The sequence below is a fragment of the Actinoplanes sp. DH11 genome, assembly GCF_020873875.1.
In the GTDB taxonomy this organism is placed as follows: domain Bacteria; phylum Actinomycetota; class Actinomycetes; order Mycobacteriales; family Micromonosporaceae; genus Actinoplanes.
In genome coordinates, this window is the sequence record NZ_JAHWGU010000220.1 from 1 (window position 1) to 257 (window position 257).

Below are 257 nucleotides of genomic sequence, written 5' to 3' on the forward strand. Positions count from 1 at the left end.
TGACCCGCAACCGCCGCGTCTTGTCGAACCCGGCCGCCACCGCCAGCACCGCGTCCTCATCACCGGAGATCACCACCGCCTGCGGGCCGTTGACCGCCGCGATCGACACCCCATCAACAAGCCGCGCCACCACGTCGTCCTCGGTCGCGGCGACAGCCACCATCGCCCCACCCGACGGCAGCGCCTGCATCAACGCACCCCGGGCCGCGACCACCTTCACCGCATCCGCCAACGACCACAGTCCCGCCACGTGCGCG

General features: G+C 72.0%; 1 protein-coding gene. It reads right to left on the reverse strand.

What is annotated here, in order from left to right; genetic code table 11:
- Positions 1-257, reverse strand: a 257-nt coding sequence (locus LPA41_RS43915) for an acyltransferase domain-containing protein (RefSeq protein ID WP_229077028.1), incomplete at both ends; no start/stop codon positions are given.